The organism is Lentzea sp. NPDC058450 (assembly GCF_042721395.1).
Taxonomy (GTDB): Bacteria; Actinomycetota; Actinomycetes; order Mycobacteriales; family Pseudonocardiaceae; genus Lentzea.
This window is the reverse complement of sequence record NZ_JBHXLO010000004.1, coordinates 157,076-178,002: the sequence shown is the minus strand read 5'-3', so window position 1 is coordinate 178,002 and position 20,927 is coordinate 157,076. Positions and strand designations below refer to the sequence as shown.

General features: G+C 71.9%; 14 protein-coding genes and 2 pseudogenes. 8 read left to right on the top strand and 8 right to left on the bottom strand.

The window, feature by feature from the left end; genetic code table 11:
• Positions 1-94: 94 nt before the first annotated feature.
• Positions 95-931, top strand: a complete 837-nt coding sequence (locus ACFWNN_RS08935; protein WP_382439319.1) for an SDR family oxidoreductase — start codon at positions 95-97, stop codon at positions 929-931.
• A gap of 22 nt (positions 932-953) precedes the next feature.
• On the top strand, positions 954-1,856 hold the full coding sequence (locus ACFWNN_RS08930; protein ID WP_382439318.1) for a helix-turn-helix transcriptional regulator: 903 nt from the start codon (positions 954-956) through the stop codon (positions 1,854-1,856).
• An 11-nt stretch (positions 1,857-1,867) separates the two neighbouring features.
• Here the strand turns inward: ACFWNN_RS08930 and ACFWNN_RS08925 are convergent.
• From ACFWNN_RS08925 to ACFWNN_RS08910, 4 genes and pseudogenes are all read right to left on the bottom strand, one after another.
• Positions 1,868-2,584: pseudogene (locus tag ACFWNN_RS08925) on the bottom strand (alpha/beta hydrolase); the annotation flags it as partial.
• A 10-nt stretch (positions 2,585-2,594) separates the two neighbouring features.
• Positions 2,595-3,833 (bottom strand): DUF1501 domain-containing protein, encoded by a 1,239-nt coding sequence (locus tag ACFWNN_RS08920; protein ID WP_382439317.1) that lies wholly within the window; start codon positions 3,831-3,833, stop codon positions 2,595-2,597.
• 4 nt (positions 3,834-3,837) lie between these two features.
• Entirely contained in the window at positions 3,838-5,112 is a 1,275-nt protein-coding gene (locus tag ACFWNN_RS08915) for a DUF1800 family protein (RefSeq protein ID WP_382439316.1), read from the bottom strand.
• A 64-nt stretch (positions 5,113-5,176) separates the two neighbouring features.
• On the bottom strand, positions 5,177-6,208 hold the full coding sequence (locus ACFWNN_RS08910; RefSeq protein WP_382439315.1) for an AraC family transcriptional regulator: 1,032 nt from the start codon (positions 6,206-6,208) through the stop codon (positions 5,177-5,179).
• Positions 6,209-6,279: 71 nt separating this feature from the next.
• On the opposite strand from ACFWNN_RS08910, the gene ACFWNN_RS08905 reads away from it, so the two are divergent.
• From ACFWNN_RS08905 to ACFWNN_RS08890, 4 genes are read left to right on the top strand one after another with little or no spacing between them, the layout of a single operon-like run.
• Positions 6,280-7,719, top strand: a complete 1,440-nt coding sequence (locus tag ACFWNN_RS08905; RefSeq protein WP_382439314.1) for a flavin-containing monooxygenase — start codon at positions 6,280-6,282, stop codon at positions 7,717-7,719.
• A 3-nt stretch (positions 7,720-7,722) separates the two neighbouring features.
• Positions 7,723-9,363 carry an FAD-dependent oxidoreductase gene (locus ACFWNN_RS08900; RefSeq protein WP_382439313.1) on the top strand — a complete coding sequence of 547 codons (1,641 nt, stop codon included), beginning with the start codon at positions 7,723-7,725 and terminating at the stop codon, positions 9,361-9,363.
• Positions 9,356-9,994: an acetoacetate decarboxylase family protein gene (locus tag ACFWNN_RS08895; RefSeq protein ID WP_382439312.1), complete on the top strand. Its 639-nt coding sequence runs from the start codon at positions 9,356-9,358 to the stop codon at positions 9,992-9,994. The genes ACFWNN_RS08900 and ACFWNN_RS08895 overlap by 8 nt, the downstream gene beginning before the upstream one ends.
• Before the next feature lie 54 nt (positions 9,995-10,048).
• On the top strand, positions 10,049-10,945 hold the full coding sequence (locus ACFWNN_RS08890; protein WP_382439311.1) for an alpha/beta hydrolase family protein: 897 nt from the start codon (positions 10,049-10,051) through the stop codon (positions 10,943-10,945).
• An 18-nt stretch (positions 10,946-10,963) separates the two neighbouring features.
• Here the strand turns inward: ACFWNN_RS08890 and ACFWNN_RS08885 are convergent.
• Positions 10,964-11,833: pseudogene (locus ACFWNN_RS08885) on the bottom strand (AraC family transcriptional regulator); the annotation flags it as partial.
• Positions 11,834-11,907: 74 nt separating this feature from the next.
• Here ACFWNN_RS08885 and ACFWNN_RS08880 point away from each other — a divergent pair.
• Positions 11,908-12,879: an SDR family NAD(P)-dependent oxidoreductase gene (locus ACFWNN_RS08880; protein ID WP_382439310.1), complete on the top strand. Its 972-nt coding sequence runs from the start codon at positions 11,908-11,910 to the stop codon at positions 12,877-12,879.
• On the opposite strand, the gene ACFWNN_RS08875 is transcribed toward ACFWNN_RS08880, so the two are convergent.
• Entirely contained in the window at positions 12,876-14,027 is a 1,152-nt protein-coding gene (locus ACFWNN_RS08875) for a ricin-type beta-trefoil lectin domain protein (RefSeq protein ID WP_382439309.1), read from the bottom strand. The two genes, ACFWNN_RS08880 and ACFWNN_RS08875, sit on opposite strands and share 4 nt — an antisense overlap.
• A 229-nt stretch (positions 14,028-14,256) precedes the next feature.
• Here ACFWNN_RS08875 and ACFWNN_RS08870 point away from each other — a divergent pair, with 229 nt between their 5' ends.
• The gene (locus ACFWNN_RS08870) at positions 14,257-16,875 is read left to right on the top strand and encodes a ricin-type beta-trefoil lectin domain protein (RefSeq protein WP_382439308.1); all 2,619 of its coding nucleotides are present in this window, start codon (positions 14,257-14,259) and stop codon (positions 16,873-16,875) included.
• On the opposite strand, the gene ACFWNN_RS08865 is transcribed toward ACFWNN_RS08870, so the two are convergent.
• Both ACFWNN_RS08865 and ACFWNN_RS08860 read right to left on the bottom strand, forming a co-directional pair.
• The gene (locus tag ACFWNN_RS08865) at positions 16,872-18,029 is read right to left on the bottom strand and encodes an AbfB domain-containing protein (protein WP_382439307.1); all 1,158 of its coding nucleotides are present in this window, start codon (positions 18,027-18,029) and stop codon (positions 16,872-16,874) included. The two genes, ACFWNN_RS08870 and ACFWNN_RS08865, sit on opposite strands and share 4 nt — an antisense overlap.
• Before the next feature lie 57 nt (positions 18,030-18,086).
• Positions 18,087-20,909: an AbfB domain-containing protein gene (locus ACFWNN_RS08860; RefSeq protein ID WP_382439306.1), complete on the bottom strand. Its 2,823-nt coding sequence runs from the start codon at positions 20,907-20,909 to the stop codon at positions 18,087-18,089.
• Positions 20,910-20,927: the final 18 nt, after the last annotated feature.

The following is a 20,927-nucleotide window of genomic DNA, read 5'->3' as shown; positions in this document are numbered from 1 at the left end:
GAAGATCTCGGCTCTCCCTCGTTCCCGCACACGCCGCGAACCTGGACGCAGCGCCGCCGAACCAGCGGTGGCGTCCAGTTCGAGGAGTTTCGCGATGGCAGCGCGCACGTGGTTCATCACCGGCATCAACAGCGGCTTCGGCCGTCACCTCACCGAGCAGCTGCTCGCCAGGGGCGAGGTGGTGGCGGGGACCGTCCGGAAGGCGGGTTCGGTCGACGACCTCAAGGCGTCCTACCCGGACGCGTTGTGGGTCGGTCTGCTCGACGTCACGGACACCGCGGCGATCCGGCGGGTGGTCGACCAGGCCGTCACGGACCTGGGCCGCGTGGACGTGGTCGTGAACAACGCCGGCTACGGGCTGTTCGGCGCGGCCGAGGAGCTGACCGACGAGCAGATCACGCACATCGTGGACACCAACCTGATCGGCTCGATCCAGGTCGTCCGCGCGGCGTTGCCGCACCTGCGCACCCAAGGCGGCGGCCGGATCATCCAGATCTCCACCTACGGCGGTCAGGCGACCAACCCCGGCGCGTCGCTCTACAACGCGACCAAGTTCGGCGTCGAGGGCTTCGTCGACGCGCTCGGCAAGGAGGTCGCCCCGTTCGGCATCGAGACGACCATCGTCGAACCGGGCGGCGCGCGCACCGAGTTCCGCTTCGGCAGCCTTCAGACGGCGACCCCGATGCCCGAGTACGACGACACCCCGGCGGCGATGACCCGCGGCGCCGGCGACCGCAGCCGCCCGTCCCTCGGCGACCCGGCGAAGATGGCCGCGCGCATCATCGCCTCCGCCGACCAGTCCCCCGCGCCGAAGCGACTCGTGCTGGGCAGCGACGCGCACCGGTTCATCCAGGCCGCCCTGGCCGAACGGCTCGCGGACGTCGAGGCGCAGCGCGCGACCGCGGGCCTCACGGACTGGGCGGAGAGCTGACCAGGTGTCGTACGTTGGGGAGATGGACGACCAGAACGCCCTCGGAGCGTTCCTCCGCGCGCGCCGCGAGCAGGTGCGCCCCGAGCAGGTCGGCCTCACCGGCGGCAGTCGCCGCCGCACCCCGGGCCTGCGCCGCGAGGAGGTCGCGACCCTGGCCGGGATCAGCTCCGACTACTACCTGCGGCTGGAGCAGGGCCGCGACCGGACCCCGTCACCGCAGATCCTCGACGCGCTCGCCAGGGTCCTCCTGCTGGACGAGGCCGCGACCGGTTACCTGTTCGGGCTGGTCCGCCCACGACCCAGACAGGCTCGCGACACGTCCGCGCAGGTGCCGGATGGCACGCTGCTGCTCCTGCGCAGCCTGACCCTGCCCGCCTTCGTCCAGGACCGGTATCTGGACGTCCTGGCCTCGAATCCGCTCGCCGTCGCGTTGTCCCCGAACCTGCGGCCCGGCGTGAACCGGCTGCTGGCCGCGTTCCTCGACCCCGCCGAACAGCGGCTGCACGCCGACTGGGACCGGGCCACCGCGAGCGCCGTCGGGCAGCTGCGGGCCGGTCTGGGCCACGAGACCGAAGACCCGCGCGCGGTCGCCCTCGTCGGGGAGCTGTCGATGAGGAGCGACCGGTTCCGGCAGCTCTGGGCTCGGCAGTCCGTCGTCGCCCCGGCCGGCGGCCCGGCCACGCTGCACCACCCCGACGTCGGCGAACTGCGGTTGCACCGCGAGAAGTACGGGATCGCCGGGACGGACGGCCAGGTCCTGGTGATCTATCACCCGGAACCGGGCACGCCCTCCGCGGAGTCGCTGGCGCTGCTCGGCAGCCTGGCCGCGAGCGCCGACAACGCCGCGACGGTCCGGTCGACGATCTCGCCCTGGGCCTCGGCCCGGGACACCGATGGCACGCCGTCGCCCGGCTGGTCGCCGTAGTCACCGAAGAAGGCGTGCACCGCGCCCGGGATCTCCTCGAACCGGGTGTCCGCGGGCAGCCGCGCCCGTGACTCGGCGATGTCCTGGGCGGTGGTGAAGCCGTCCCGTTCGCCGTGGATCGACCACGCGACGAGGCCGGCGCGTCCGGACAGGTCGTCGGTCGGGTAGGAGCCCCACAGCACCAGGCCGCGCACGGACGGGTCCGCGAGCACGTCCTTCGACGCCGCCACGCCACCCAGCGAGTGGCCGCCGACCGCCCATGCCTTCACCTCGGGGTGAGCGGCGCGCAGCCTCGCCGTGTCGCCGCTCAGCAGGGCGATGTTCAGCGGTTCCTTCACCACGACCACGAGGAACCCCTGCGCGGCCACGCGCCGGAGCAGCGGCACGTAGGCGCGGTGGTCCACGCGGGCTCCGGGGTGGAACACCAGGCCCGCGCGGACCGGGCCGTCCGGCCGCAGCACCGTCGCGTCGTCGGCGGGCTCGGTGGCGGCGAACGGCTGGAGGTACACCGCCGGCACCAGCAGCACGACCGCCAGCACCGCCGCCAGCCACGGCGGGGCCCACCACGCCAGCCCGACGCCGGCCAGCGCCACCACGCCGAGCAGGACCAGCTGTGCCGGGTGGCCGTTCGTCAGCGGTCTCCACGCGAGCGCGAGCAGCACCAGCGGCACCACGACGCTCAGGACCGCTGCCCCGTACCTCAGCACATTGTTCAGCACGCTGAGCATTCTGTCAGGCTCAGGTGGCGAACACTCCGTCCAGCTGCCCGGTGTGGTCCTTCAGCACCTTCGCCGGTTCCGTGCCGAGGACGCGGTCCAGGACGGTCGCGTAGACGTCGCGGAAGTCCGTGGTCTGCTTCAGGTCGCCGTCGTCGAGGTCGGTCAGGCTCGGCTGCGCGCCGTAGAAGCCGCCCTGGACGCCCGCCCCCAGCAGGAAGACCGGGCCCGCGGTGCCGTGGTCGGTGCCGTCGCTCGCGTTGGCCCGCACCCGCCGGCCGAACTCGGAGTAGACCAGCACGACCGCGCGCTTGCCGACCCTGCGGACGAACGGCGCGACGGCCGCGTCCAGTTCGGACAGCAGGCGTTGCTGGGTCGCGCGTTCGTCGGAGTGGGTGTCGAAGCCGCCCAGCGACGCCGAGTAGACGCGGCAGGGCGCTCCCGCCTCGATCAGCCGGGCCACCACGTCGAGCTGGGCACCCAGCGCACCGCCGCCGCCCGCCGAGGCGCCCTTGTCGCGTTGCTCGTCCGGGTCGTCGTCCGGCAGCTTGCCGCCCTCGGGCGAGCCGGTGAGGGTGGTGGCGGTGCGGCGCAGGTCGGCGATGGACCGGGACACCCGCGCCTGCCAGGGTTCCTCGCCGTTCGCGGGCTGGCCCAGTGCGGCGAACGCGTCGCCCAGCGGACCGGACGGCAGCTTGAGGCCGTTCAGCGGGAACGAGGCCGCGGCCGTGCGTTCGCCGGCGAGCATCGGGGGCAGCAGGGGTTCGACGGACAGGGCGCGCAACGGGTCGTCGCCCGCGGTCTCGTCGAGCCAGCGGCCCAGCCAGCCGGACGGCACGGACGTGCGCGGCGAGGCCGTCTGCCAGATCGCCATGGACCGGAAGTGGCTGTGGTCGGGCTGGGCGTAGCCGACGCCGCGCACGACGGCCAGGCCGCGTTCGTCCCAGAGCTGTTTGAGGCCCTTGAGGCCGGGGTTGAGGCCCAGGCCCTCGCCCAGGCCGAGCACCTCGCCCGGTTCGTAGGCGAGGTCCGGGCGGGCGTCCTGGTAGGCGCGGTCCTCGGCGGGCACGACGGTGTTGAGGCCGTCGTTGCCGCCGTAGAGCGTCACGACGACGAGCACGCCCTGGCTCGCGTCCAGCGGGTTGTCGGAGGCCGCCTTCATGAGGTCGTCCCAGTTCACCTGGGTGGCGCCGATCGCGAGGGCACCGGCCGCGGTGACCCCGGACAGCGTGAGGAAACGGCGTCGGGTCAGGGTGTCCATCAGTTCACCTGCTCACTACGTATTCGGGGGAGTTCGCCGCCACGACGACGAGCTGTGCCGGGTTGCCGGAGACCTTGCCGAGCGCGTCCTTGGTGCGGTCGGACCACGAGTCCACGCCGAGCAGCCGCCGCACCCCCTCGATCCGGTCGGCGGTGCCCAAGTCCGGCTTGGCGCGCTCGGCCACGAGCTTCGCCAGGTCGAGCCGCGACGGCCAGGTGGCGGTCGTCAGCCACGCGCCACCGGCGGGCCAGCCGCCGACGCTCGGCGGGCGGAACGGGGTCTGTCCCAGTCCGCGCAACGACTTCAGCAGCGCGTCCGCCTGCTTGCGGGTCAGGTCGCGCGGCCGCACGTTCAGCGCGCGCATCAGCCCCACCGCCCACTCGACGGGTTGCTTCACCAGCGTGTTCGCCGCGTCGCGGAACGCGGGCTCGGAAGCCATGGCGCGCACCAGAGAACGCGTGTCGCGGCGGAACGCGGGCACCAGCCGGGCGACGACGTCGGCGGCGGGCGGTTGCGCGGACACCAGCCGGAACCACGCCCTGCCCACCACGAACTCGGGGCTCTCCTTGCGGGACAACAGCAGCTCCACCAACGACTTCGCGGTGAACTGCGCCGACTGCCCGAAGACCATCTTCTTGCTGTCGTCGTGGCGTTTCGCGACCAGTTCGGCCTTGCCCGTGTCCGCGCGCACCGTCCAGCCGGTCAGCGCCCGTGCGGCCTCCCGCACGTCCGGTTCGCCGTAGTGGCCGACGCCCAGCGTGAACAGCTCCATGAACTCGCGGGCGAGGTTCTCGTTGGGGGCGCCCGAGCGGTTGTCGTTGCCGTCGAGCCAGATCAGCATCGCCGGGTCGATCACCAGCGCCTGGGCCAGGTCCGCGAACGGTCCCATGCCGAGCCCGCGGAACGTCTCGTTCTGCGCCAGCATCGACCGCGGCGAGCGCACCTTCTGCTCGCTCGTCGCGAAGTGCCCGTGCCAGAACCACGTCATCCGCTCGACGGCGGGTCTGCCGGTCGTGACCATGCGGTCGAGCCACCACGTCGCCAGCGCGTGCTCGTCCTCCCCGCGCTGGTGGGCGGCGTCCTGCTTGGCCGCGCGGTCGCCCTTGGCCGGGCGGGGCGGGCTGGCCGGCTGTGGCGGGAGCACGTCGCCGGCGGGGTCCTCCGCGAGCAGCGCGTCGAGGGCCGCGTCGAACGTCCTGTCCAGATCCCCTGGCCGCGGGCCCGTGCCCAGCCGGTCGTGCAGCCTCCGTACCGCGGCGCGATCGTCCAGTTGCACCATGGCGGACAGTGTTCGTCGGACATCCGGGCGTGACCAGGGAGCGGGCTGATCCTTCAGAGTCGCTTCAGGCGTCGCGCGACCGGGCGAAACCGGCCGGCGTGGTGCCGTACCAGCGGCGGAAGGCGTGGATGAAGCTCGCGGACTCGGCGAACCCGAGCGCGTCCGCCGCGCGTTCGACCGACAGTCCCCGGTCCGCGAGGAGCACGACGGCGCGCGCGGCCCTCACCTCGTCCAGCAGTGCCTGATAGCCGGTGCCGGACTCGGTGAGCCTGCGCCGCAACGTGCGCGGACTGAGGCCCAGTGCCCTGGCCACGTCCGGCATCGTCTCCTCGAACCGCGCGGACCTCTCCAGCAGCCGCCGGACCTCGTCCTGGACGCCCGGCTTGCGACGGCGACGTGCGGCGATGTCCTCGCACTGCTGCTCGCACAACGCCGTCGCCTCCGGGCTCGCGAGTGGGAGCGCTCTCGCCAGCAGTGCGGCGTCCACAACGGACTGGTCGCGGGGCGCGGAGAACGTCGGGCCGACGCCGAAGACCTCTTCGTGGACCCGGAGGTCGGGCGGCGCGGGGTGACGGAGTTCCACCGACACGACGGGCACCTCGCCGCCGACGAGCTCGCCGATCACCGTGTGGATGGCGGCCAGGTCGCGTTCGACCAGGAACGGCGCCACGTCGGCGGGCAACGCGCCGGGGTCGAGCGAGAGCACGAGCCGGTCGCCGTTCAGCGCGGCGGTGGGCGCGGTGAACGCGAAGCTGAGGTCCAGGAAGCGCAACGCCAGGTCGACCGCGTCCTGCACGGTCGCGGCGCTGAGGAACGCGTGGCCGAGCACGCCGAACGTCGTGGCGTGGTAGCGACGGCCCGCGTCCACGCCCGCGTCCGGGAGACGCGCGGCCAGGTTGCGCACCACCGCGAGCTCCTGGTGGGCGGTGATCTCGGCCGCCGGGTCGGCGAGCTGCCCGTCAGTGAGGTCGCTGCCCGCCAACAGGTCGTGCCGCGGCAACCCCCGTTCGACGCCGTAGCGCAGCAGGAGTGCGACGCTCGCGATGCCGCGGGGGAAGTCCCAGTGCCGGGTCGCCGGGTCGGCCAACGTCCTCATGGCCGCGATTGTCAATTCCCCGGCCGCCGTTGTCCTGGTGCGAACGGGTGGTTGTTCCTAGTTTCGAATTCGTGCCTGCTATCCCGGAAGTGGTCGTCATCGGTGCCGGGTTCGGTGGTCTCGGTGTGGCGTTGTCCCTGCGCAGAGCCGGTTTCGACAGCTTCACCGTGCTGGAGCGCGCCGAGGACGTCGGCGGGGTCTGGCGGGAGAACACCTACCCCGGCGCTGCGTGCGACGTGCCGTCCTCGCTCTACTCGTACTCCTTCGCTCCCCACCTCGACCGGCGGCGCCGGTACGCCACGCAGCCGGACGTGCTCGCCTACCTCCGGCGGACAGCGGAGCCGGTGCGGGACCGGATCAGGTTCGGCGCGGAGGCCGTCTCCGCGTCCTTCGACGGCGGCCGATGGCGCGTCACACTGGCCGGCGGCGGTGTCGTGGAAGCGGACGTGCTCGTGTCGGCGGTCGGTCAGCTGACCAGGCCGTCGGTTCCCGCCCTGCCCGGCGTGGACCGCTTCCACGGCCCGGTCTTCCACAGCGCGCGGTGGCGGCACGACGTCGATCTCACCGGCCGGCGGGTCGCGGTGGTGGGAACGGGTGCCAGCGCGGTGCAGTTCGTGCCGCGCATCCGTGCGCTGGCCGACCATCTCACCGTGTTCCAGCGCTCGGCACCGCACGTGCTGCCCAAGCCCGACGCGGAAACCCGTTCCCCGGCACGCCCTTGGGCCGCACGGGCCGCTCGCGCGGGGGTCTGGCTCGTCGGCGAGACGCTGACCGGTCTGCTCAACTCGGGACGGTTCTCGCGGAGTCTCGTCGCCGGGCTCGCCTCCGCGCACCGCCACGTCCGGGTGCGCGACCCCCGGTTGCGCGCGCTGCTGCGGCCACGCGAGCAGGCGGGCTGCAAACGGGTGCTGTTCAGCAACGACTGGTACCCGGCGCTGACCTCGCCGGACGTCGACGTGGTCACCGAACCGATCACCGAGGTCACCTCCGACGGCGTGCGCACCCGCGACGGGCGGGTGCACCCGGCGGACGTGCTGATCTGGGGCACGGGGTTCGAGGTGGCGGACTTCCGGTTGCCCATGCGGGTGATCGGTGCGCACGGCCGTGAGCTCGCCGACGTGTGGGCGGGCAGGCCGCGGGCGCACCTCGGCCTGTCCGTGCCCGGCTTCCCGAGCTTCTTCCTCGTGTACGGCCCGAACACCAACCTCGGGGGCAACTCGGTGATCACGATGATCGAGGCGCAGAGCCGCTACGTCGTCGCCGCAGTCCGCCTCCTCGCCCGCTCCGGCGGAGGTGGTCTGGAGGTGCGGCCGGAGGTGGCTGCCGCGTTCGACGCGGAGATGCGATCCCGGCTCGGGCACGGCGTGTGGAGCGGCTGCGGCTCCTGGTACCGCGCCGACGACGGGTCGGTCACCACCAACTGGCCCGGCGGCACCGCCGAGTACCTGCGCCGGACCGCACGCCTGCGGGCGGAGGACCACGTGCTGGTCAAGGCCGCGGAAGAGGTGTGAGACGTGGACTACGACGTGCTCGTCATCGGCTCGGGGTTCGGCGGCGCGGTCACCGCGCTGCGGCTGACCGAGAAGGGCTACCGCGTGGGGGTGCTGGAGGCCGGTCGCCGGTTCGCCGACCACGAACTCCCCCGCACGTCCTGGCACCTGCGCGACTACCTGTTCGCGCCGGGCATCGGGTGCACCGGCATCCAGCGGATGACGTTGCTGCGCGACGTCCTCGTGCTCAGCGGCGCCGGTGTGGGCGGTGGTTCGCTGGTGTACGCCAACACCCTCTACGAACCGCCGGACTCGTTCTTCCGCGACCGGCGCTGGGCGCACATCACCGACTGGCGGGCCGAGCTCGCGCCGCACTACGACCAGGCGAGCCGGATGCTCGGCGTCGTCGAGAACCCGGTGCGCACCGAGGCCGACCGGCTATTGGGCCAGGTCGCGGCCGAGCTGGGTGTCGAGGACACGTTCCGGCCCACCCGCGTGGGTGTCCACTTCGGACCGGACGGCGAGGACCCGTTCTTCGGCGGGGCCGGCCCGCGGCGCACCGGCTGCATCTCCTGCGGCGCCTGCATGACCGGGTGCCGAGCGGGCGCGAAGAACACCCTGCCGAAGAACTACCTGCACCTCGCCGAGCAGGCGGGCGCACAGGTGTGGCCGTTGACGACGGTGATCGACGTGCGGCCGGCACGCGACGGCTACGTGGTGCGTACCCGCCGCACCGGCAGCCGCGCAGAGCGTGCGTTCACGAGCAGTCAGGTGGTGGTCGCGGCGGCGTCGCTCGGCACGCAGAAACTCCTGCACGGCATCCGCGACCGGGGCGGCCTGCCGGGCCTGTCGCCACGGCTCGGAGCGCTGTGCCGCACCAACTCCGAGGCGGTCGTCGCGGTGCGCACCCCCGGCGGCCGGATCGACCACTCGCGCGGCATCGCGATCACGTCGTCGATCCACCCGGACGCGGACACGCACGTCGAGGTCGTGCGGTACGGGCGCGGCAGCAACCTGCTGGGCCTGCTGATGACCACGCTCGTCGACGGCGGCCCTTCCCGGATGCGCCGCGGCCTCGCCCAGCTCCGCCGCGAGCTCCGCACCGCCCTGCGCACGCACACACCCCGCAGGTGGTCGGAGGAGACGATCGCGTTGCTGGTCATGCAAAGCCTGGACAACTCGCTCACCACCGGCCTGCGCGGCGGCCGCCTCACCACGGCCCAGGGCGAGGGCGCGCCGAACCCGTCGTGGATCCCGGCCGGGCACGAGGTGGCGCGGCGGCTCGCGGCCCGCGCGGGCGGGGTGCCCAGGGGCGCGTGGACCGACCTGGCGAACGTCCCGCTGACCGGCCACCTCATCGGCGGCTGCGTGATCGGCGACTCCCCCGCCACCGGCGTGGTCGACCCGTACCACCGCGTGCACGGCCACCCCGGCCTGCACGTCGTGGACGGGTCCACGATCCCGGCCAACCTCGGCGTCAACCCGGCGCTGACGATCACCGCGCTCGCCGAGCGCGCGATGTCGTTGTGGCCGCGCAAGGGAGAGCCGGACCCGCGCCCACCGCTCGGCGCGCGCTACCGGCGGATCCCGGCCGTCCCCCCGCTCCGCCCCGCCGTGCCGGTGGGCGCGCCGGGCGCTCTGCGCGAGGGAGCCTCCGATGCCTGACTTTCCTGCTGCACCGTGGACCCTGTGCGGCCGGGGTTGGCTCACGGTGTGGACGGCGCCACGTTCGGCGGTCCCCCTGCTGCCCGCCGGCGTGGCGCCGCTCAGCCTGTTCGGGCGGGTGGTCGTGGTGACCGCGTTCGTCGACTACTCGCCCGCCGGGCTGCTCTCGTACCGCGAGCTGATGGCGGCGGTCGTGGTGCGCCGGGGAGTCCGGTTCGGACTGTCCATCACGGACATCTGGGTGGACGACGAGACGTCGCGGCGAGGAGCGCGGGCGATGTGGGGAATCCCCAAGGAGATGGCGGAGTTCGCGCTCGACGCCACGCCCCACCTGACCGCTCGGGCACACGGGATCGCGGAAGCACGCGAGACCGCCAAGACACGCGCCGAGTCAAGTGCCGAGGTCCCCTCACGGCCTGCACCTGGTCTCCCCGCGTGGATCGCGACCTCCGTCTGGCAGTCGCTCGGCCACCGCACCGCCCGCACTCCCCTGCGCACCTCCGCCCGCGTCCGGCCGGCCCGGCTGCGCTGGCGGTTCTCCCCGGACGGCCCGCTAGCCAGGCTCGCGCACGCCCGGCCGCGCCTGCACCTCGCGGTCACCGGACTGCGGATGCGGTTCGGGAAACCCTGACGTCGCGGTGCCTCCTGAGCACCGCGCATCCACCCATCTCACGAGGAGCGGTTCATGCGAGTTCTCGCGCTGATCCTTGCCTTGGCGGCCACCACCCTGGCCGCCCCGAGCGCGTTAGCGGCGCCACCGGACTACGGCCTGCCCGGCACGTACCCGGTGGCGTACAGCGATGTCACCGCCGTCGCGGGCGGCCGGTCGGTCGCCGCACGCGTCCACTACCCCGCCACCGCCGCCGGCACTAACCAGCCGGTCGCGACCGGCCGGTTCCCCGCGATCGCCTTCGGGCACGGCTTCTTCCAGGCGACCTCGAAGTACACGAGCACCAGCAACCACCTGGCATCGTGGGGCTTCGTCGTCGTGGTGCCGACCACGCAGGGCGGTCTCAGCCCGAACCACGGCACGTTCGCCGACGACCTCAACACCGGCCTGACCTGGCTGGTCGCCCAGGACACCACCACGGGTTCGCGGTTCCGCGACCACATCAGCACGGCCGCGCTCGGCGTCGCGGGTCACTCCATGGGCGGCGGCGCGGCGGTGCTCGCGGCCTCCCGCAACCCGAGGATCACCGCCGTCTCCACCTACGCCGCCGCCGAGACCACCCCGTCGGCCAAGGCGGCGGCCGCGACTCTGGCGGCACCGGCGCAGTTCCTCGCCGGGTCCCAGGACACCATCACGCCGATCGCCGACCACCAGCGGCCGATGTTCGCCGCGAAGCCACCGTCGAAGCAGCTGCGGACGATCACCGGCGGGTTCCACTGCGGCTTCATGGACTCGTCAGGTCTGTTCTGCGACAACGGTTCCATCACCAGGGCCGCTCAGCTCGTGGCGGCCAAGCGGGTCATGACGTCGTGGTTCCGCCACTACCTCAGCGCCGATCCGGCCGCGCGCGACCTCGTGTGGGGCCAGCCCGCCCGCACGGACGCGGCCGTCGTGTTCGAGGGCACCGAGTAGCCGGGCGCGGGAGCGGAACCTCAGCGGCGACTCGCCGACCTCGCGTTTGAACGCAGTGCAGAACGCGCTCTCCGACCCGAACCCGAGTGACGCCGCGAGCGCGCCGACGCGCTCGTCGGTGTCGCGGAGGGCGCGTTCGGCCAGCAACATCCGCCACCGGCACAGGTAGGTGAGCGGCGGCACCCCGGCCACCGCGCGGAACCGCGTCGCGAACGTGGTGCGGGACATGGCCGCCGCCCTGGCCAGGTCACCGAGCTGCCACGGGTGACCGGGCCGGGTGTGGATCAACGTGACGGCCGGCAGCAGCCGCGCGTCGGTGAGGAGTTTCAGCAGCCCCACCGGCAGGTCCGCGCGGCCGAGTTGTGCGCGCAGCACGTCCAGCACCACCAGCTGGGCGTGCTGCCGCACGGCGAAGGCGGCACCGATCCGGTCCGACGTGAACTCCTCGACCAGCTGGTCGATCCGCGACCGCAACGACGACCCGGCGGCCGCGCGCACGACGCTCACGTCCGGCAGCGCCTGCAACAGCAGCACCTGACCGAGCGGGTTGAGGTGCAGGTGCCCGCCGATCACGGCGTCGTCGTCGTGCGGCGAGAACTCCCCCGGCCGGGTCACGTCGATCTCGCGCGGCACCTCCCCGGCCGGCCCACCACGTCCCCGCAACCAGGTCTGCCGGTTGAGCACGACCACATCCCCCGTCGTGACCTCGACCGGCTCCGCCGTCCCGTTCGTCTCGAAGCTGGCCCGCCCGCGCGCCAGCACGACGAACTCCAGTGGCCTGCTCAGCTCCCCCTGCGCGACCCACGCCCCGCTGGCCGTGAACCCGCCGGTCATCACGCCCTGGACGTCGATGAGCTCCAAGACCTCGGACAACGCGTCGCTCCGCACGTCCGAACTATCGCTCAACTTTTCCGGACTTTCAATTATTCAGAGTTCGAGTCACGCGCCTTAGCGTCGAGACCATGTTCGAAAAGCAACGCCCCCTGGGCACCGGGTTCACCGCCGCGTCGACCACCGACGACGTGCTGAAGGGCATCGACCTCACCGGGAAGCACGCGATCGTCACCGGCGGCACCGCGGGCCTCGGCCTGGAAACCGCCCGAGCCCTCAGCAACGCCGGCGCGACCGTCACGGTCGGCGCCCGCAACCCGGACCGCGCCCCAGTCCTGCCCGGAGTCGAGGTCGTCCGGCTGGACCTGCTCGACCCCGCCTCGATCGACGCGTTCGCCGAGCGCCACCTCACCGCGGGCAGGCCGCTCGACATCCTCGTCAACAACGCCGGCATCGGCTCCGACAAGCTGGAACTCGACCCGCGCGGCTACGAGAAGGTCTTCGCCACCAACCACCTGGGCCACTTCCAGCTCACCAAGGCCCTGCTGCCCGCCCTGCCCGGCGCACGGGTCGTGACCCTGACCTCCGGCGGTCACCGGCTCTCCGACATCCGCTGGGACGACCTCCACTTCGCCACCGGCTACGACGCGGGCGCCTCCTACGGCCAGGCCAAGACCGCGAACATCCTGTTCACCATCGAGCTCGAACGCCGTTACGCCGCAACGGGTCTGCACGCCTACGCCGTGCACCCCGGCATCGCGGTCGCCACCACCCTGGCCCGCGGCGCCGACGGCATGTTCCCGCCCGAAGCCCTGAAAGCCATGGGCCTCATCGACGAGGCGGGCGAGCCGATCATCGACCCGGACACCGAACGCAAGACTCCCGCGCAGGCGGCGAGCACCGTGGTGTTCGCCGCCACCAGCCCGTTGCTGGACGACATCGGCGGGATCTACCTGAAGAACAACGACATCTCGCCGGTGGACGCCACCCCGTTCGACGGCACGATCGGGACGGCGCCGCTCACCGACGTCGCACCGCACGCGCTCGACCCGGAGTCGGCGCGCCGGTTGTGGGAGCTGAGCGAACGGCTGATCGGGGCCTAAGCCTCGAACCGCCACTGCTGCTGGGGCTGCACACCACCGCCGCAGTCCCACAGCTGCAACCGCGTGCCGTTCGCGGTCCCCCGCTCAACGGCGTCCAAGCACCGCCCCGACTGCGGGTTCCGCACGTTCCCGTTGGCATCGCGCACCCACCGCTGAGCGCCGTTCCCCAGGCACGACCAGAGCCACACCTGGGTTCCGTTGGCCGTACCACTGCCACGCACGTCAAGACACTTGCCCGACACCGGGTTCACCAGCGACTCACCACGCCACTCCCACCGCTGGTTGGCACCGCCGTGGCAGTCCCAGAGCATCGCGACGGTACCGTCCGAGGTCCCCCAGCCATCGAGGTCGACGCACCGGTTGCTGCCCACCCCGACGATCTTCTGGGCGCCACCGCCACCACCGCCGTCCACGGTGAAGCCGAACCGGTTGACCGCGAGGCCCGCGCCGCCGACCCAAGGCTCGAACCCCGCCTGCACGCTGGTCATGTACCAGGCCGGGTTGATCTGGCCGCGGTTCACGGCGTCCTGGGTGAAAGCCTTCACGCTGAAGTCGGACATGAGGTTCGTCGGCTGCTGCCGGACGTAGGAGATGACGTTCCAGCCGATGTTGCCGATCCACACGTCCCAGGTGGCGCCTTCGAGGTTCACGGTGGCGCTCCTGGAGCCGATGGGTTGCGGGCGACCGCGGTGGTTGGCCCAGATCATCACCTCGGCGCCGTAGTTCTGGCCGGCCGGATTGGGGTTCGCGTCGAACCAGATGTCGAACGACGCGTTCCACTCGCCCGCGTCCGGGGTGCTGATGTCGTAGGTGGCGCGGGGGTTGCGGAAGTCGCTGACGCGCAACGGGAGTCCGCTGCCGGTGGTGCAGCTGCCGTAGTGGCATCCTTTGTAGACGGACGGGTAGCTCGCCGGGGCGCCGTTAGTGGGGTTGTTGTGGTCGGCTCGCGTGATGCGGAAGCCGGTGCCGTCCGCGTTGATGCACTGCGCGGTCGAGGCTCCCCACCGGTTGTTCTGCGCGATGATCCGGCCGCCGTCGAGACTCGTCGTGCCGTACTGCTCACAGATCTCCACGGCGGCCTGGGCCGGTGTCGCCGTCACACCGGCCAGCGCCAGGGCGAGGGTGGCCAGCAGGGTCCACGTTCGCATCGGTCTTCCTTCCACGTCATCGGGGATCTGGGAGCGCTCCCAGCGCTCTCACGGTGAGGCGCATGCCCTGGGATGGCAAGGAAAGCGTCCGAAAGGTGCGTCGATTTCGTCGAACAGCGGCGTGTCCGCGACGAAAGTCACGATGTTTCGCGGTTGCCGCGCGGAACTCGTTGACACGCCGGGAAGAACGCCGGGATTCTCCGATCGGGCGAACTCGGGAGGTTCAACGGTGAAACGCCGAAGTTCAGCACTCTTCCTCGCACTCCTGATGATCATCGGCGCGGTGTCCGCGACTCCGGCCACCGCGGCGACCGGCACTCCGGTGAGCCAGGACGCCGCGATGTACCCCAGAGCGATTCGGCTGGCGAACAGCGGACGCATGCTGCTGACGACCACGGGCTTTCCCGGCGGCGGGCCCGTGGGCGCGATCAGCGAGAGCACCGACGGCGGCGTGACCTACCGCCGCGTCGGCACCGTCGCCGACCCCGAGGCGCGCACCGGCCTGTGCTGCACCACCCTCTTCGAACTGCCACGGCAGGTCGGCTCGCTCGCACCGGGCACGCTGCTGTGGGCGGGCTCCGCCGGTCAGGACGCTCCCGACCGGCGGATGTCCCTGCGCGTGTGGCGCAGCAACGACGTCGGCCGCACCTGGACGCTGCTGTCCACGGCGGTCAGAGCGAGCAACACCGGCGGCCTGTGGGAGCCCGAGTTCTCGATCGACGCCTCGGGAAGGCTGGTGCTGCACTTCGCCGACGAGGGCCAGCCCGGCCGCAGCCAGGTCCTCGCCAGGGTGGTCAGCACCGACGGTCTGCAGTGGACCCAGCGCACGACCACGGTCGCCGGCACGGCGGCAGGCCACCGGCCAGGCATGGCTTCGGTCCGCAGGCTGCACAACGGCACCTACCTGATGGCCTACGAGGTGTGCGGCTTCGGCGGGCAGTTCGACTGCGCGGTCCGGTACCGCACCTCGCCGAACGGCTGGGACTGGGGCGATCCGGCCGACCTCGGCCCGCTCGCCCGCACCGCCGACGGCCGCTACCTCGTCGCCACGCCGACGCTGGCGGTCACGCAGACCGGACGCGTGCTGCTGATCGGCCAACGCGTCCTCAACGCGAATGGCTCGACAGCAGCGCTGAACGGCCTCGCGATGTTCGCCGCAGGCCAGTCGCTCGACTCCTGGACCGCACTCCCGGTCCCGGTGAGCGTGCCCGCGGCACGCCCTGGCGTCTGCCCCAACTACAGCCCCACCCTCGTGCCGCTGGACGGCGACCGCGTGGCCCAGGTGACCACCGACGCCGGGCCGGACGGCGTGTGCCGCGCCTACGCCGGCGCCGCGACCCTGCCCCCGGCGGCCGACCGCACCGGGGCGTTGCGCGCGGTGGGCGGCACGTGCGTGGACGCCGCCGCCGGAGGTGGCCGCAACGGGGACGCCGTCCAGCTCTGGACGTGCAACACCGCGCCCGTGCAGCGCTGGACGTGGCGACCGGACGGGTCGATCACCGTCAACGGCCGGTGCCTGGACGTCCCCGGTGGCGCGACCGCCGCCGGAACCCCGTTGCAGATCTGGGACTGCAACGGCCTCTCGCCGCAGCAGTGGCTGCACCGCCCGGACGGCACGCTCATCAACCCGTTGTCCGGACGCTGCCTCGACTCCCCCAACGGCGCGACGGCGAACGGCACCCGGCTGCGCCTGTGGGACTGCAACGGCTCGCCCGCCCAACGGGTCGAGCACCTGACGAACATCACCACCGCGGCAGCGCGTCCCACCGTCGCCCTGCGGTTCCTGATGATCGTCAAACCCACCTCCACCGCACCCGGCTGGGGCGGGCAGCTGTCCGCCGCCCAGGTCGACGCGGCGCGCAACGCCTTCCTGACCACCTGGCCGCGCATGGTCCGCGACCTCACCGGTGGCACCGTGTTCCTCCAGACGTCCGTCCAGATCTCCCCGGACGCGCTGACGAGCACGAGCGCTGAAGGGATCATCCGGCCCGAGGACGTCGGCGGAGACACCGCGCGCTGGGTTCGCCCCGGCGAGTGGGACGGCGTGCTGATGTACGGGCCGTTCCGCAACCACTCCTACTGGACGCTCGGCGGCACCGGCCCGCACAACACCGGCTGGAGCAGCGTCAACGCGCGCGACGACCTGGGCTACAACCAGGACGCGCTCGCCGGTTGGACGCACGAGGCGTTGCACGGGCTCGCGCAGTTCTACTTCCGCCAGCTCGCCACCGGCCGCGCCCCGCAGTGCGCCGACGATCCCAGCCGCACCGACGGCGTGCACTGCGCCGCCGCCTACGGCTACAACCAGAACTCCGGCGGTCTGCCGTACTGGCTCGGCTGGTACCGCGACTACTTCACCGGCCGGATCGCGAACGGCGCCATCGGGCTGGGCGACCCCGCCTGGGCGCGGGGCAACCGGCGGGAGAACGTCCTGCGCCTCCCCGCCGGCGCCACGGTCCCCAGGGCGTTGGGCGGCGTGCGCAACGCCCTGGGCCGGTGCCTCGACGTCGCCGCGGGCGGGCAGCTCAACGCCACCGCCGTGCAGCTGTGGGACTGCAACACCGCGCCCGTGCAGCAGTGGGCGGTGGAGACCGACGGCACGATCCGCGCGATGGGCCGGTGCCTGGACGTCCCAGGTGGACAGACCGGCAACGGCACACCGCTCTGGGTCTACGACTGCAACGGCTCGGTGTTCCAGCAGTGGGTGCAGCGCGCGGACGGCTCGTTGCTCAACCCCAACTCGGGCCGCTGCCTCGACGTGCCGGGAGGTCAGGGCGGGAACGGCACCCGGTTGCAGATCCACGACTGCAACGGGGCGCCGAACCAGCGCTGGAGCACCGGGCTCTAGGGAGCCCAGGGCGTGTCGACCGACCAGCCGAGGTCGGCGACGAGACTCCCGGCGGTGTCCTGAGGACCGGAGCCGCCGGGGGTCGCGAGCCACAGCTCGCTGTTGACGTGCCGCAGGTAGGAACCTGGGAAGTTCCACGCGCTCAGCCGCACCCCGGTCGGCGCGGACCGGGCGCACCACGTGGCGTCGGCCTTGAGCAGAGCCGAACCGTCGTTGGCGCTGATCTTCACGCGACTGCCCTGGTGGCGCAGGAAGTAGCCGGGGAAGTTGCGCGACTCCAGGCTGTAGCACCCGCCGGCGAGCCCGGGTACGATCCGCCAGGTCGCGTCGGCCTTGAGCAGCGCGGAACTGCCGGAGTCCACGTGTTCGGTGTACCCCAGCGCGTTCTGGTGCCGCACGTACCGGTCGGTGAAGCCGGGAGTGGTGACGCGCAACGACCGCAGGCCGGTGGGCACGGTGACCGGAGCGCCGTCGTCCCCGGCCGAGCCGGGCACGGCGGCGAGCGCGGAAGCCCAGCGGGCGGCCATCTTGTCGTAGCCACCACGCGAGGGATGCACGCCGTCGGCGAGGTCGCCCGTACCCAGGGCGGCGTGCATGTCGACGAAGTGGACGCGGGAACCCTTGCTCCGCACCATGTCCGGGATGGTCGCGTTGTAGGCGTTCGCCCTGGCCTCCAGCACGGGGTCGGACAACGGGATCACGGACGCGACGAACACGTCCGCGTTCGGTGCCGCCGCACGGATGCGGTCGACCAGAGCGCTCAGCCTGGCCGGAGCACCGGCCAGGTCGTAGTTCTGCACGATGTCGTTGGTGCCGATGTGCAGCAGGACGGTCCGCGGTGCGGTGTCTCGCACGACGCCGGTCGCGATCGCGTCGATCTGGTCGATCCGCCAGCCGGAATGGCCTTCGTGGTCGTGGTCCGGCAGGTCGCCGGGTCCGTTGAACTGGGTGCCGACGAAGTCGGTGAGGTGACCCGCGCCGGCCAAGGCGCGCCAGAGGTTGATGCGGTAGCCGCCGGGAACGTTGAAGCCGTCGGTGATCGAGTCACCGAGCGGAAGCAGGCGCGTGCCGCCGTTGCCCTCCGCCGAAGCCGGCGCCACTCCCAGGCAGAGGAGCAGCAAGGTCATCAGGAACGCCGTGCATCGTTGCCACATGCCGAACTCCCCGAAGTAGGAAAGGCCGGGGCGTCGCCGCCCCGGCCTCAGGTGGATCTACGGCGCCCAGGGGGCGGCTGTCGTCCAGGTGCTGTCCGCTGTCAGCGTCTGCGGCCGGTCGAAGCCCGCCTCGGCGTTACCGGATGCGACGAACACCTGGGACTCGAAGTGCCGCAGGTACGAGCCCGGTTTGTTGATCGACTCCAGCGTCACGCCCGTGCCGCTCAGGCCCGGCCGGGCGCAGAACGTGGCGTCGTCGCGGAACAACGCCGAGCCGTCGTTCGGCGAGTTCCGCACCCGGCTGGCGGAGTGCCGCAGGAACTGGCCGGGGAAGTTCACCGACTCGAACGAGTAGCAGGACGAGTCGGCGAGCCCGCGCCGGACGGTGTAGGTGGCGTCGGCCTTCAGGGTCGCGCTGCTGCCGCTGTTCACGATCTCCGTGTACGCCAGGCTGTCGGCGTGCCGGAGGTAGCGGTCGGTGTGACCCCACGTCGCCACCCTCAACGACTGCCGCACGTCCGTCGCCAGCCGCACGGAACTGCGCCACAGGGCCGGATCCGCGGTCGCCCAGGTGGAGTCCGCGGCGAACCCGGTCGCGCTGTCCCACGGGTTCGGACCGCCACTGCGCGCCAGGTAGACGTTGTCCGCGTAGTGGCGCAGGAACGAACCCGGGATGTTCAGCGACTCGAAGGACGTGCCACCCGAAGCGGTCCGCGCACACCAGGTCGCGTCGGCGTTGAACGAACCTCCGGTCGACGCCTCGACGCGCGCGACGTTGTTGGCGTGCCTGAGGAAACGGCCCGGGAAGTTGACCGACTCGAAGGAGTAGCAGCGGGGATCGGCGAGACCAGCCACCGTGCGGAACGACGCGTCCTGACGAGCGCTGTCCGCGCTACCACCGTTGATGACGTCCGTACGTGCCACCGAGTTCGAATGCCGCAGGTAGCGGTCGGTGAAGCCCGGTGTGGTCACCCGCAACGACCGGACGTGCCCGAGCGTGAACGCCACCGACGAGTTGAGGTTGCGCGAGGACGCGATCAGATCGGCGTGCGCCGCCCGCAACTGGTTGGTGTCGACCTTCTGCACCCGCCGGTCGTAGGTGTAGAGGCCGTTGTACTCGCCCTCGACGTCGGTGATCTCCGTGTACACGTACGCGGAGAGCCCCTTGGTGGTCATCAGCTGCTTCACGTCGCGGACCATGCCGGTGTAGCGGTCGTTGAGCTGGCCCGCGCTGAACACCTGCTCGTAGGCGAAGAAGTCGTTCTTCGGGCTGTACTCGTGGCCGGGCGTGCGCAGCCCGATGCCGCCGAACTCGCCCAGCACCGACACGCGGGTCGACGACGGCCGGGGCGCGTCCGGTCCGGTGTAGACGTGCCAGTCGATGATGTCCCCGTTGCCGGGATCTCCCTTGGAGACACAGCAGTTGTAGCCGCTGTGCGCGTTCATCAGCCGGGTCGGGTCGTAGTTCTCCAGGTCGGTGCTCACCCGCCGGGTGTCGGCGAGGTTCCACTCGCCCCACCCCTCGTTGAATGGCACGTACGCGACGACGGCCGGCGAGAACCGGTGCTCGTCGACGATCTCGCGCGCCTCGGTCTCGAACTGCGCGATCTGCGCGGCCGTGCGGCTCTGGTCGAACGCGGGCGTGGACGGAACGTCCTGCCACACCAGCAGTCCGAGGCGGTCGGCGTGGTAGTACCAGCGGGCCGGTTCGACCTTGATGTGCTTGCGGACCATGTTGAAGCCCAGGTCCTTGTGCTTCTGCAGATCGGACGCCAGCGCCGCGTCCGTCGGCGCCGTGTACAGGCCGTCGGGCCAGAAACCCTGGTCCAGCGTGCCGATCTGGAACACGAACTCGCCGTTGAGCGTCGGCCGGAGCACGCCGTTCACGAGTTTCGTGCCGACCTCGCGCATGCCGAAGTAGTTCACGACCTGGTCGACGGTCGCGCCGGAGGAGTTCCGCAGCGAGACCCGCAGGTTGTAGAGGTACGGGTCGTCGGGCGACCACCGGCGGGCGTTCGGCACGGGCACCGAGAACTCCGTGAAGCCACCGGTCGCGGTGCCCACCACCGTCGTTCCGGCCATCGCCTCGGCCAGCACGGTGTGTCCGGCCGCGTTGCCGCGGGTGAAGACCCGGACCCTCGCCGTGTTGTTCGACAGGTTCGGGTACACGTCGACGGAGAACACCGACGTGGGCGCCGTGGGTTCGAGCCACACGGTCTGCCAGATGCCCGACGACGGCGTGTAGAAGATCCGGCTCGTGTCGTTGACCTGCTTGCCCACCGGCTGCTTCTCGCCGCGGCCGTCGGTCGGGTCGTACACCCGCACGACGATCTCGTTGGTGCCGCCGTTGAGCTGCGGCGTGACGTCGACCTCGAACCGGTCGTAGCCGCCCTTGTGCGTGGTGACCTGGGTGCCGTTGACCCAGACCGTCGCCTCGTAGTCGACCGCGCCGAAGTGCAGCTGCACCCGCCTGCCGTTCCAGTTGGACGGCACGGTGAACGTGCGGCGGTAGAACATCAGGTCGCGGTTGTCGTTGCGCATGATGCCGGACAACGCGGACTCGATCGGGTACGGCACGAGCACGCGTTCCGGCAACGTCTGGCCGAGTGGCGGCGCGGCGTACCGGTTGACGTTGCCCGCGCCGTCGGTGGCGGGGTTGAGGAACTCCCACTCCCCGTTGAGGGACTGCCACTCCGGTCTCGTCATCTGCGGGCGCGGGTACTCCGGCAGCGGGTTGGTGGTCGACACCTGGCTGGTCCACGGCGTGGACAGCGGCGGGGTCTTGGGCACGACGGCGGCGGACGCGGTGCTGGAGCCGGTGGCGACGATGCCACCGGCGAAGACCAACACGGCAGCCGCCCACGAGAGGGCGGGGCGCATCGAACTCCTTCAGGCAGG

Bases quoted from the DNA above. Each gene is read 5' to 3' on its own strand.
- ACFWNN_RS08935 (WP_382439319.1), top strand. From the start codon at position 95: ATGGCAGCGCGCACGTGGTTCATCACCGGCATCAACAGCGGCTTCGGC.
- ACFWNN_RS08930 (WP_382439318.1), top strand. From the start codon at position 954: ATGGACGACCAGAACGCCCTCGGAGCGTTCCTCCGCGCGCGCCGCGAG.
- ACFWNN_RS08920 (WP_382439317.1), bottom strand. From the start codon at position 3,833: ATGGACACCCTGACCCGACGCCGTTTCCTCACGCTGTCCGGGGTCACC.
- ACFWNN_RS08915 (WP_382439316.1), bottom strand. From the start codon at position 5,112: ATGGTGCAACTGGACGATCGCGCCGCGGTACGGAGGCTGCACGACCGG.
- ACFWNN_RS08910 (WP_382439315.1), bottom strand. From the start codon at position 6,208: ATGAGGACGTTGGCCGACCCGGCGACCCGGCACTGGGACTTCCCCCGC.
- ACFWNN_RS08895 (WP_382439312.1), top strand. From the start codon at position 9,356: ATGCCTGACTTTCCTGCTGCACCGTGGACCCTGTGCGGCCGGGGTTGG.
- ACFWNN_RS08890 (WP_382439311.1), top strand. From the start codon at position 10,049: ATGCGAGTTCTCGCGCTGATCCTTGCCTTGGCGGCCACCACCCTGGCC.
- ACFWNN_RS08880 (WP_382439310.1), top strand. From the start codon at position 11,908: ATGTTCGAAAAGCAACGCCCCCTGGGCACCGGGTTCACCGCCGCGTCG.
- ACFWNN_RS08875 (WP_382439309.1), bottom strand. From the start codon at position 14,027: ATGCGAACGTGGACCCTGCTGGCCACCCTCGCCCTGGCGCTGGCCGGT.
- ACFWNN_RS08865 (WP_382439307.1), bottom strand. From the start codon at position 18,029: ATGTGGCAACGATGCACGGCGTTCCTGATGACCTTGCTGCTCCTCTGC.
- ACFWNN_RS08860 (WP_382439306.1), bottom strand. From the start codon at position 20,909: ATGCGCCCCGCCCTCTCGTGGGCGGCTGCCGTGTTGGTCTTCGCCGGT.